The sequence below is a fragment of the Streptomyces sp. NBC_00075 genome (genome assembly GCF_045041225.1).
Taxonomy (GTDB): Bacteria; Actinomycetota; Actinomycetes; order Streptomycetales; family Streptomycetaceae; genus Streptomyces; species Streptomyces adonidis.
The window spans coordinates 1912081-1923630 of the sequence record NZ_CP108243.1; the positions used below are offsets into that span (position 1 = coordinate 1912081).

Consider the following 11550-nt stretch of genomic DNA (forward strand, 5'->3'; position numbering starts at 1 on the left):
TGACAGCCGGTCAGGAGATCACGTAGGGGCAGGTCAGAGGCGCAGCGGACGTGTCCTCGCTAAGCGCCTTCTAAGCGCCTGCTCCGTCCGGGGGGACCAGGTTCCCTCCTTGGTGCGGTCGGGTGCGCGTCAGCGGTCCTCCACGATGAAGCAGGCCCGTTCGTAGAGTTCGTCGAACGTGATGACCTCAACGTCCTGGATAGATCGCCTGTACTGCTCGAAGGAGGTGATCTTCTCCGGGTTCGTCGCGCCCCGGTCGGTGAACTCGTTGAGGCTTCCAATCACCAGCACCTGTCGGGGACGGGCGGTGGAGATTTCGATGTCGGTCGGAACGCCGTCGTCCCGGTAGAGCCTGTGCAGTGCGCCGGTGACCAGTCGTAGGGCCTTGTGGGCGGTCTTCTGCACCTGCGCCACGGCACCGACGACGTCCTTGGAGACCTGGTAGACGTCCGGAGGCCGATACGGCGCGCTGGCCAGCAGAGGTGTCACGTGAGTCTTGATCTCGCAGAGCAGCAGGCTGCTGATGAAGCCCTTGGAACGCATGACAGCATCACTACGCTTCCCCGCCCCGGTAAAGATGTTGGCGCCAGTCGTGATGCGCTCCAGTTTTCCGTCGTCGAGGGGTTCACAGGCGACTAGGTTCAGGCCGTACCCGAAGATCCACGGATTCTCCTCGAAGAAGCCCTGCCAGACCGCTTCCGGCCCTGCCGCCCGGCCACGCTCCTGCTCGAAGAACTCCGGATCGGTCAACAGTCTCTTGAACCGCTGGAGTTGCGACTTGCGGTTGCTGACTCGCCGAATGTCTTCTTCAGTGAGGGCGCCGCCGATGGCGGTCCTGACTGCTTCGAGGAGCGTCGTCCGGTCTTGGCCGGCAAGCAGCCGACCCAACTCGGCCTCGCCGTCGACGGCTGGCCGTCGTCTGCCACCAGGGATGTTGTCCAGCCCAACGCAGTTCTGGATGAAACAGATGACCTTCCAGAAGTTCTCGTGGACGTCATTGGTGTCGACGAGCGCCTTGATGATCTGGGTGGATTCGGTCCCGGGTATCGCCTCCATGGCCACTGTCCTCGCGGCTTTGGTCTTGTCTTTCTTCCACAGTTTGATTCTTGGAGAGAGGGCGCCATCCCTGTTGATGAGGGTGACGTTGCACAGAGTTGCGACCAATGGCCGGTCATCGAGGAGAAAATCAGTGATCATCCGGCCCGTGCGGGTGTCGTAGAAATAGGAGAACCCACGGCCGCGGATCTCAAGGTCGGCGAAGTCCTGCCGTGCAACAACGAACTCTGTGGGCGGGAAGTCGATTCGGAAGCGTCGAGCCCCCGAGGGATCGAGCTCAGGCTCGGCGGTCTGGTTCCTCCAGTCCGGCGGGACGGCCAGGAGCGGCCCGATGTCACCATCGACCACGAGGGACTGAACGTCTTCGCGCTGGAGCCAGGTGAGAACGGATCTCAGTCGCTGCCAGATCGCGTCGGTGACCGCTTCCGTGAACTCGGGCAGAAGCGTGCGATCCACCGTAAGGACGGCCTCGTATGTGGCGGCCGTCCAACCGTCGCCGGGCATGGGGTGGTAGACGCAGCCGTCGCCGCGCAGCGTGAGGACAGCCGAGCGGAGCAGGTCGCGGGCAACCTCCTCGCCGTCGCGGTCAAGGAGTCTGTAGGTCTGGCCCAGAACGAGGTCGAGTTTGCCAGTGTCGTCGTCATCGACAGGCAATGAGACCTGTGGGCCGGTGGCCTGCGTGGGGACCGGCGTGTAGAGCGGCCGACCCAACAGGAAATCGAAGGGGCGGAGAGTCCAACCGTCCGGCCCTAGGAGGCGGTTCAGCTCCTCAACGCGTTGGGATGACTGGTCGACGTCGGACTGTACTTCTGGATGAACGAGCCGTGCCAGAAAGGAGAGAAGCACCTCATCGGGGCCATCGACAAGTCGGAAGCGCGGGTCCTCGAAGAGCCAGTCGTCGTCCCAGTCCAATGGGTTGGTGAACCGGTGCTGGACGATGTCGCCGCGCGCTGTCGTAAACCGGGGATCCGTAGACGCCAACCTGTCCAGGTCGTACAAGCCGACCAGAAAGTCGATCTCGTCAAGCCGTCCCCACCAGGGGCCGCCCTCGCCGCGCAGGTAGTCAAAGATGTCGCGTCGCGTCAGCGCCGTGATCCTCTGCGCCCTGTGCGGTGCCGGGGAGGCGTCGGACTCAGTCATGCGCCCAGGATGGACGTGCGTCGGCCCACCAGGCGGGCCATTGGAACTCTTGGGCCTCTTGACTTCAGCGGGTGCCGTCGTTCGCTGGCACTGACGTGGCGAGGTCGGTCCGCCATGCGAGTCCTTGGCAGTTCCCGAGGACGCTGACGGCGACGTGTCCACCAGCCCAAAGGGGACTTGGACTCGGGACCGGCGCCCCGTCGGCTTAGGGCTGATGTCAACCCCGGACCTCCGTGGGGGTACACCACGCTGATTTGGTCGGCGCGAGTGGCACCGCCCCCGGAGTTTGTCAAGTCCGTTCGAGGCGATGGCCGTTGCAGCATAGCTTCGAGGAGCAGGTCTCAACTGGTTCGAAGGGCAGGCACCGTGAAGAGTAAGGACAGCACGCGAGGTGCAAGCGGCAAGCCGTCTGAACCGGTGCGCCGGGAGGTATGGGTGCGTAGTGGGGGCAGGTGCGCACTCTGCAACGCCTACCTGTTGGAAGGTTCGATGTCGTGGCGGACGCTGAATCTTGGCGAGCTGGCTCACATCGTCGGCCGCGGCAGCAGCGCCCGCTCTCCACGGGGCGAGCATCCCCTGGACTGCGCACATAGGGAGGACGCCTACAATCTGATGCTGTTGTGCGCCGATCAGCACAGTGAGGTCGATGCGGTAGGCGGGCTGGATCTGTTCACGGTGGAGAAACTGCGCCGGGTAAAGCAGGAACATGAAGACCGGATTCGCCATGTGACGGGTCTGGGTTCGGACCGCGCAACCACGGTGGTGCGGATGGTGGGTTCGGTCCACGGCAATCAGGTGGAGTTGTCCCGGCAGACCGCTGCGACTGCGGTCATCGCCGGGGACCGATATCCGCTGTTCCTGGAGTCCTACGCGCGCCATGGCCTCGAAATCGACCTGCGTGGTGTGCCCGGCGAATCGTCGGCCGCCCCGTGCACGGCGTCGCGGGCTGCTGCCAGTCGTACCTACTACCGCATGGCTACCCAGCTGGTCGACGACGTGATCGAGCTGCAGCTACGGCCCGGCATCACGCGCGATGCCGTGCGGCATGTGAGCGTGTTCGGCTTCGCACGCCTGCCACTGCTGGTGCATCTGGGTTCCCGGCTGGACGACACGGTGCCCACCGACATCTTCCAGCGGCACCGTGAGAACGAGTCCTGGGTGTGGCGCGAAGAGGATGGCCTGGCCCCAAGTTTCGCCGCACGGGTCGATCACGATGTGCTGGTCGGGAGTGAGGCCGTGGTGGTCATCAACGTGTCGGGGGCTATCGGGGTACAGGAAGTGCCGGCCTCGCTGAGGGGAATGCGTCGCTGGGAGATCCGTCCAGTTGGAGTGCCGACAGGCCCGGACATCATGCGTGCTCGCGGGTGCCTGGAGCGTTTCACAGGCGCACTTCGGGGCTTCTTCGCCGAACTGGAGTCAGAGGCGAAGACGTTAGAGCGACTGCATGTGCTGCCCGCGCTGCCGATGTCTGCCGCGGTCGTATTGGGCCGTGTCCATCACCCGCAGGTCCACCCTCAGTTGGTGGTGTACGAGCGGCTGGCCGGACGCTACGCACCAACGCTTGAGGTGGGCGGAGACAGCGGGACAGGCGTGGAGGCAGTGGCAGGAGCGGCGGCCGGGTCTTCGGGGCGGGATGTGTAGGGGACGAAGTGCTGAGCCGGCTGGGTTCCGGTATGAGGCAGAGCACACAGGTGAGTTCCGGAAACCGGGTGGTGCATCTGCGTGCCGAGGAGGATGACGAGGGTCGCGGTGATTCCGACGAGGTCAGCGGCAGATCCATGGAAAGTAGGCACGGAGCAACCACGGGTGGGTCTGATCTCCTGGCCTGGCTGTGGTTCGCTCCACAGCAGGTGGTAGGGCTCCAGGGCAGGGTTGGCCAGGACCTGCTTGCCGGTGGTGTAGTCGATGAGCGCAGGGCCGTGGCTGGTGTCGGGGGCTGAGACCGAGAGGATGCCGTGACTGGCGGTGGTGACATCGGTGGTCATCTGAGCAAGCACTGCTCTACGGCCGGGGAGGCGTGCCAGGAGGTCGAGGAAGCGTCCGGCGGTGATGCTGACGGTGGCGTCGATGACGACGTCGGCTTGGTGGGCCGCGTCAAGCAGTTCGGGTGAGGGTGGCGATGGGCAGATGTCGATGGTGAGGTCGTCGCGCAGGCTGCGGAGGCGTTTGGCCAAGGCCACCGCTTTGTTCTCGCCGATGTCAGCTTCGGTGTAGTTCTGTCTCACCAGCAATCCTCCGGTGACGGGGGTGCCGGGGTCACTGAGGCTGATACGGGCGGCTCCTGCGCGCGCGATCAGTTCCGCGACCCAGGAACCGATACCGCCGCAGCCCCAGAGGTGAACGTGGGTGTTGTAGAAGGCGTTGACTGGTCGTTGGACGTCACGGCGAGTGGTCACGGCTTCCCGTTCGTCGGAGAGGTAGCACCATTCGATGGTGCTGTTGCGTACGTCGGCGGGCAGTACGGACAGACCCTGTGTCACGCGGGGTATGCGACGCAGGGCATCACTGACCTGGGCGGGCAGGCGGCCGGCCAGGAGGAAGCGGGGTTCTGCCGGGAGACGGGGGTGGGGTACGGCAAGGACGAAGTACTGACTGGTTCCCTGGGGGTTGCGGCGGGCTGTGTGGATCAGGGCCGTCAGGAAGGCGGATGAGGGGCGTCGGGGCTGGTGGGGGGTTCTTGTTTCGCTGAGCGTGGGGTTGTCGATGCGGTCGAGGAGAGCGGCGAGGGTGTGGCCGGCCGCCAGCGGCAGATGGCGGCTGAGGGGTAGTACGGACAGGCGCTGACTGTGCTCGTTGGCCTGGCGGTTGGACAGGTCAAGTCGCTGACCGGAGCGCGGGGTGAGCCAGGCGATGTGCGCGATGCGGTGCTCGTCCGGTTCCCGGGCGACGATGGTGGGTGTGCCATCAGTGCGGTGGAGAACTCCCCCGACGGCGTGGTAGAGGGCGGTGGTGCCGTCGAATCGGTTGGAAGCAGCGTCGGTGAGCCACTGCCACAGTCGATTCAGGACGGCGGGGATGCCTCCTTCGGGGTTCCACTCTCGGTCGGCATCGAGGTAGATGCACAGACGCATTCCCTCCAGTACATGCGGAGTGCCGGCGAAGCGGGTGTGCGGGGTGAGTACCTGCGGAGGCACCCGCTCGGTGGGCGGGAGGCCGAGGACGAACTCCTCGGCCTCGCCCAGAGCGAGACCGCCCTCGACATGCGGGATGCTGGCTGTGAACAGGCGGATGGAGACCAGAACCGTGCCGCTCGGCAGGATCTGGGGGTCACCCAGGACCCGGAGGTCTGCTGGGTGCTGGGCGGCAAGTGCTTTGAGGTCGGACAGCAGGTCCTGCTGCCACTGGTTCGCCTTGAGAGCGGGAGGCTTTCGCTTGGTCATCCGGCACGTCCAGTCCGGGTAGGGGTAATCAGGGGCGGCACCGGGAACTTGGGACCAGCCGCCGGCGCGGTGGACGAGGAGGACGTCTCTGGCGGCTCGGGGAAGCGGCTGCCGAACAGATCCCGCCACAGGCGCACGCTGGTGGCGGAGTCCGTCTCGTCGTAGGCGGCGCGGATCTCCCGCGCGTGGGTGTTGATCCGGTCGCGGAAGTAGGCGTAAGTGGCCTGGTTCCAGCGGTGGTCGAAGGTGAGGCCCGATTGGGACGGATCAGGGATGGAGGGCTTGTAGGGGCGGGCCTGCAGCCACTCGTCGAGGTCTTCGACGATGGTGAGGAGCGCGGTGGGCACGTTGGCGTAACAGCCCGTCTCAAGCAGGGCGGTGGACTGGGTGACGCGTTCGCCGAGGAGTGTGGTGAGGATGATGGAGCGGGTCCCGGTGAAAGAGTTCCTGTGGTCACGCAGGTACTTCATCAGGCGGATGACCTTGCGGAGGTTGCCGCCTGCGATGTCGTCCTTCTCCTTCATCCAAGCCGTGAACCCTGCGGGGTTGGTCGGCTCGAACCGGTTCTCGTCACGGCTGACGATGACTTCGCGGCCGTCGGCGAGGTGCAGGTAGGGGACGATGTCGACGTGCATGGAGTTGGCGTAGGTCAGCTGCACGCATCGACATTTGCGGGTGTGCGGCATGTCCTTGTAGGTGCTGTGCCGGTGAAGCGCGGCGTAGATCTTGTCGATGTAGGTTGCGGGGTTACCCGCCCAGTCCAGGACTTCCTGGAGGTGGAGCATGAAGTCGGCGTCGAACTCCTTGTCCCCGACCGGGTTGATGATGGTGCGCTGTGCCCACGAGCCCTGCGGTTTCTTGCCGAGGATGAGCGGTCCAAGTTCCGGGTCGCTCTTGAGTGCCTGGTAGATGGCCTCCACCCGGCAAGCAAGGAGATCGAGCTTGGCCTGGCTGAGGTTGACGACGTCCCGCAGGAACGTGGTGAAACAGTTGACGTGCTGCATGGGGGGTCCTCTTCCTTTGACGGCGTGGAGAATTGCCCTGTCCTCTGTACGACTGCGTGCATGCCGTAAGCGTCGGGGAGTACTGCGCGGCCCTCGGGCATGGGCAGCGCGCAGGCCACGTGCCGGCTGGCCGGTTCGTCGCCACGGACACACCAGAGAGGTGTGCTACGGGGCTGTCCGCGCAGGGCAGAGGTGACAGGGTGGCCGCGTATCCAAGAAGGTGCGGGAGAACACGGCAGACGGTGAGTACATCTGGCGTTGCTGACGCCTTGAACCCCGAGCGACGTGATCAGAGACCGACTGGCCACTGTGCGCGGCTGGCTGGAGCGGCGCCTGTACGGCAGACCAAATGTGCAGTGGTGCCGTCCGGCCAGTGCTGCGGTCCGTCGTCACGGCCCGGCATGCAATGCGCGGTACGACCCTGGTCAGGTGGTCACCTGCCTGGCAAAACGCCGGGTAAGTGCACATTGTCCCCAAAGAGCTTGCCTGCTCTCTGGCGTAACAATCACAGCACACACAGCGACCACTACGCAAGGCATTCTTTGATGGTCAGTTTCGCTGACATCGCTTCACTGGGCGTCTACCCAGGGTGAGTCGGGCCGACAGCGACCACCTGCGAAGGCGCGGAGCGCTTGAACTCTATTGCGGAGGGCCTGAGATGATGCCCAGGTTCATCAAGCGATAGGTCATGGCGATCTCGCTGAGCACGAATGTGCGCCCCAACTGGGTCACCAGCTCTCCAACGGTCCGGAAGGAGGTCTGGTACACCGAGGACCGGACCAACACCTCGGGAGCGAGCAGAGCCGCAGCAAAGCGGTTGGCCTCGATCTCCTCGCGGTCGGTCGCCATACTTGACACCGTATTGCGGTAGTTCACCCGTGTATCCGTGTCAAGGATCAAGGGGCGGCCACGATGCATCCGCAGGTGCCCGAGTTCATGCGCCACGGTGAATCGCTGCCTCAAGGGAGAATGGGTACGGTTCACACCGATCACACACCGGCCGTCCCGCCGCAGCAGCATGCCTGAGACATCGTCATCCAAGTCCCGCAGCACGACCTGAGCATCAAGGCTCCCCGCCAGCGCAAACGGGTCGATCGGAGCGGCGTTGATCTCGAACTCCCGCAGCAGAGCCCGCGCGGCAGTGTCAGCCCTGGCCATGAGCATCTTTCAAATTCTCGGAGTCGGACCATACCGAAGCGACATCGGCCGCGTACTGGGCCGGAAGGCCAGCGGCCTCCTCCGGCAGAAGCTGCGGAAGCAGTTCGGCTGGCTGCACGTGCAGCGCCGCCGCGATGCGGACGAGACGGTAGAGCGGGGGCGCCTGCGTCCCGCTCTCGATGTTCGTGATCGACCCCCGCGACAGCCCGGCCTGGCGCCCGAGCAGTTCCTGCGTCAGCCGCGCCCTGATTCTGGCCTCCCTGATCCGCCGACCCACAGCGGCGTTGAACGCCTTCTCCTCCACGCTGCCCCCAAGCAGTGCCAGCCTCACTGACAACCTACTTGCCCAACTATGGCGCTACCAGGCCCGGAGCGAACGCGTGATCGATCACTCCGTACCTCGCCACATCACCACACGACTCACACTTCGTTGCACGCGCCTCTCTTGGCACTCCACAGTCAAAGTGACCGCAGCCGGGATGCCAGCGACAGAGCGTGATCGACACCTCGGGGTGCTGCAGTATCCCAGCACTGTCCGAACTGGGTCCGGCACGAGCCGCGCCATGGGGAGAATCTGGGGAGTTCGAGCCGCTCCGGGGAGCGCGTGGGGAGAATCGGTTGCGCAACCGGACACGAGCACGAAAGACCCGGAAAGACGGATCCGCCCAGGCCAGAGACCTATAAGGTGACATCAGCGCAGGTCAGCGCCCCCAAGTAGACAACTTCAAGAAGATCTCCAGCTGGGCGGCGATTCTGTTTGCTCCGACGCTCGTAGGAACTATTTACGGCATGAACTTCGAGGACATGCCTGAGCTGGGTTGGAGCTTCGGATACCCCTTTGCCATCGGCCTGATGGGGGTGGTTTGCGTTAGTTTGTACGTGATCTTCAAGCGACGGGACTGGCTCTAGGATCCCGACGTGAGGCTCAGTTCCCGTTCACGATTTGCTCACGCACCCCTTGCGGATCGAGCCAGGAGCGGCCATGGGGAGTCCCTGGGGAGAAGTGATGCGGGTGATCTCCTCGCCCTGCCAGCGAAGGGCCCCTGACCTGGCCTTATGGGCGCCGCCGAACGCCGGGGAGAATCCGGGGAGAAACGACTGACAACCCGCGCTTCGCTCCTCCCAAACGAGGATCGCCTGCCACCTCCGACGCCTCAAAGCCGTCCTGGCCAATGCGACACCGGGAGGAAGCGTCTCGGGCACCCAGCGACTGCTGGTGACCCATGGCGACGCACTCCATGTGATGCACATGCAGAGAATCACTGACCGCCCGCCCACCACTTCGTCCGGCGTACGGCAGAAGAGCCGCCAGCGTGGGCCCGACACGTGGAGGCTGGTGAGGGAACAACGCCGAAGGGCGCTCGGGCGGCTCCCAGCAGGCCGCTTGCGGTGCCTGACGTTCCGCGCTCGCCCGTTCCGACGTGAGTCGATCCGGTGGACCGAGGCGTGAGGCCGGGGCTCGAAGCCCCATCGACAGGCGGGCGGCGACTCAGTCGTCAGCAGCGGCCACCGCTACGACCGCGGCGGCGACATCGTCGACCGCAACACGCGCCCGCCGCTCCGGCACACCGGCCGCGACGAGCGTGACGACGGTGGCCCGTCTGCCGTCGTCCTCCAGCGCTCCGGCGTTGACCTGCTCCAGCAGCGCGACAGTCATCGCCTCCGACCCGGCGCTGAGAACGGCGGGCGGCACATGGCCGTGGAAGACGCCATGCCGCACGATTAGCCATGGGCAGCCTGTCGGCACACCTTGGAACCTGGTGCTGGGGCAGGGACAGGTTGTGCTGTCCCTCCCCGCCTTCGGTTCACCGTGCCGCGAGGGCTGCGGTCAGAGGACCGGGTTCCAGCCGTCGCTGCCAGCCAAGTACTTCTGTGCGGTGTAGTCGGCCGCCTCAGAGTCGGGCAACATGGGGCGGTTGGAACCCCCGGGGGCGGAGCTGGTGCTGCACACCTGATCCACACAGTAGACGGAGGAGTTGCTGTACTCCTTGAACCGGGCCCAGCTCCAGGGGTATTCGGGCACCATGTCGGTCCAGGGGTGATCGCTCTTGATGCCTGAGTGGATCTTGGTGCCGCGGATCACAGCCTGGGGCCAGGCTTCCTGCACGTTGTGCCACGGCCGACCAAGGTACATCGTGTTGTCCGGCACGCCGTTGGTGAAGATCTCGCTGCCGGTGATCAGGATCCCGTACTTCTGCCGCCAGTCGGTGTTCGGCGCCAGCACCGTGCCGCCGACCCAGTTGCGCATGGCGATCTTGCATCGGTCGAACACTGCCGTGGCGTTGCCGAAGATGAAGTCGATCGAGCCCTCGATGTAGCTGTTGACGAAGTACTGCCGGGTCTGGTCGGTGACAACCGGCGACTTGACGAGCACCGTGTCCTGGCGGCCGATGATCCGGACGTTGTTGTACACCTGCCGATCGCCCATGGCGGCCAACGCTACGGCCTGGGTCTCGTATGGGTTGATCTCCGGGTGGGCGGCAGGGTCGAACGAGTTGGCGATCGTGAGATTCGAGACTCGCAGGTCGATCGACTTGAAAGTCGCCACGGCGCTGCCCTGGGTGCCCCACTGTGTGCCGTCGGGCTTGAGCATTCCGTGGGCCCTGTCGCCGGTGATGACGACATCGGCGGCGTTGGCGCTGACGCCCTCGAGCATCATCCAGGGCTTGCCCGCCGGGATGTTGATGAATTCGTGGTAGGTGCCCTCGTCGATGAAGATGGTGTATGGCTGGTCGAAATAGGGGACGTAGTCGATCGCGTCCTGCACGGTCCAGTGGTCGCCGGTGCCGTCGGGCGCGACGAGCAGCCACGCCCCTTCGATTTTCTTGCCGCCCCTCTTGGTGTGCTTGCCCCCGTGGTGGGCCAGCATGATCACGGCCGCGAGGGCCACCACGGTTTGGTAGGTGGCGCCGATTGCTTCGATTTCAGGCGTGAGGGCGACGGCACCCGCGACCATCGCGCCCAGGAGCACACCGCTCCACAAGGACCAGTTGTTGTGATGCTCTATGTGTCTCGCGGTGACGGTGAACGGCAGACCGTTTCCGAAGGCGGTCGCGGTTTCAGCCGCTTGATGCCGGAACCGGGAAGCTTCGGCGATTCCCACGATGATCTGAAGGATCGCCGCCGCCGCGTTCCTGGTCGTGGCCTGGGCACCGCCCTGGAGGGTCAGCACGGCGTTGTGGAGGCTGGAGGGGCTGATCTGCATGCCGTCGCGGGTGGCACCCTGTTGCTGCAGGTCGCTGTAGTTCGCCAGATTCTCGAACCGCGTGTTCGTGTTCGCGTTCGTCACACCGTTGCCTGGGCGGATCGAACCCGGAAGCTGCACGTGGGGATCCAACGTGAAGAAGGTGCTCAGGTACGCGACATCACCGTCCCGGGTGGCCGACCGCCATCCCATGATGTAGGCGTCGGACCGGCGTATGAACAGCCGGATGAGTTCGGGCCTGTCCTCTGCCTCCAGATCGACGGTGATGAACTCATTGTCCCCGTCCTCGTCGGTGACCAAAACGGGGCGGCCCGTGGTTGTGCGCTGCGGGTTGTCATCGCTCACCAGCCTCCTGATGCCGTTGAGCAGTCGGGCATAGTCCATCTTGGCCAGTTCGGGCTCACTGGAGATGGTCCAGGTGAGGTTCGCGGTGGGCGTGGCGCTGGCGCTGGGGGCGGCGGCGACCACCAGGCCCAGGCCGCCGACGGCCATCGCACTGACGGCCGTCGCGGCGGCGAGGAATGATCTACGGGAAGGTCGGCCCTGCTCTGCGCTCGTCACTTGAGCTCCGTTTCGTTGTTGGTGGCCCATTGGTGGGATGGCCATG

The 11550-nt window shown here is 65.0% G+C and carries 7 protein-coding genes and 2 pseudogenes; 2 read left to right on the forward strand and 7 right to left on the reverse strand.

The window, feature by feature from the left end; genetic code table 11:
* Window positions 1-129 precede the first annotated feature (129 nt).
* A complete protein-coding gene (locus tag OG787_RS08250; RefSeq protein ID WP_405534725.1) occupies window positions 130-2196 on the reverse strand; it encodes a Shedu anti-phage system protein SduA domain-containing protein in 2067 nt (688 codons plus the stop codon).
* Window positions 2197-2685: 489 nt separating this feature from the next.
* On the opposite strand from OG787_RS08250, the gene OG787_RS08255 reads away from it, so the two are divergent.
* Window positions 2686-3837, forward strand: coding sequence for an SAVED domain-containing protein (locus OG787_RS08255; protein WP_405534726.1), 1152 nt, complete (start codon window positions 2686-2688; stop codon window positions 3835-3837).
* Here OG787_RS08255 and OG787_RS08260 read toward each other — a convergent pair.
* From OG787_RS08260 to OG787_RS08275, 4 genes are all read right to left on the reverse strand, one after another.
* A complete protein-coding gene (locus OG787_RS08260; protein WP_405534727.1) occupies window positions 3744-5576 on the reverse strand; it encodes a ThiF family adenylyltransferase in 1833 nt (610 codons plus the stop codon). The genes OG787_RS08255 and OG787_RS08260 overlap by 94 nt on opposite strands.
* The gene (locus OG787_RS08265) at window positions 5573-6580 is read right to left on the reverse strand and encodes an SMODS domain-containing nucleotidyltransferase (protein WP_405534728.1); all 1008 of its coding nucleotides are present in this window, start codon (window positions 6578-6580) and stop codon (window positions 5573-5575) included. Before OG787_RS08265 ends, OG787_RS08260 begins: the two co-directional genes overlap by 4 nt.
* A gap of 639 nt (window positions 6581-7219) precedes the next feature.
* On the reverse strand, window positions 7220-7744 hold the full coding sequence (locus tag OG787_RS08270; RefSeq protein WP_405534729.1) for an ImmA/IrrE family metallo-endopeptidase: 525 nt from the start codon (window positions 7742-7744) through the stop codon (window positions 7220-7222).
* Window positions 7725-8042, reverse strand: a complete 318-nt coding sequence (locus tag OG787_RS08275; protein WP_405534730.1) for a helix-turn-helix domain-containing protein — start codon at window positions 8040-8042, stop codon at window positions 7725-7727. The genes OG787_RS08270 and OG787_RS08275 overlap by 20 nt, the downstream gene beginning before the upstream one ends.
* A gap of 407 nt (window positions 8043-8449) precedes the next feature.
* On the opposite strand from OG787_RS08275, the pseudogene OG787_RS08280 reads away from it, so the two are divergent.
* A pseudogene (locus OG787_RS08280) lies at window positions 8450-8647 on the forward strand (CorA family divalent cation transporter); the annotation flags it as partial.
* A gap of 580 nt (window positions 8648-9227) precedes the next feature.
* On the opposite strand, the pseudogene OG787_RS08285 reads toward OG787_RS08280, so the two are convergent.
* Together OG787_RS08285 and OG787_RS08290 are read right to left on the reverse strand one after the other, a co-directional pair.
* Window positions 9228-9455 (reverse strand): annotated as a pseudogene (locus OG787_RS08285) (TetR/AcrR family transcriptional regulator); the annotation flags it as partial.
* Between the two features lie 111 nt (window positions 9456-9566).
* On the reverse strand, window positions 9567-11504 hold the full coding sequence (locus tag OG787_RS08290) for a pectinesterase family protein (RefSeq protein ID WP_405534731.1): 1938 nt from the start codon (window positions 11502-11504) through the stop codon (window positions 9567-9569).
* Window positions 11505-11550: the final 46 nt, after the last annotated feature.

What these genes read in the sequence shown, in the direction of transcription:
- OG787_RS08270 (WP_405534729.1), bottom strand. Translation starts at nt 7,744, where the DNA reads ATGCTCATGGCCAGGGCTGACACTGCCGCGCGGGCTCTGCTGCGGGAG.
- OG787_RS08260 (WP_405534727.1), bottom strand. Translation starts at nt 5,576, where the DNA reads ATGACCAAGCGAAAGCCTCCCGCTCTCAAGGCGAACCAGTGGCAGCAG.
- OG787_RS08250 (WP_405534725.1), bottom strand. Translation starts at nt 2,196, where the DNA reads ATGACTGAGTCCGACGCCTCCCCGGCACCGCACAGGGCGCAGAGGATC.
- OG787_RS08265 (WP_405534728.1), bottom strand. Translation starts at nt 6,580, where the DNA reads ATGCAGCACGTCAACTGTTTCACCACGTTCCTGCGGGACGTCGTCAAC.
- OG787_RS08255 (WP_405534726.1), top strand. Translation starts at nt 2,686, where the DNA reads ATGTCGTGGCGGACGCTGAATCTTGGCGAGCTGGCTCACATCGTCGGC.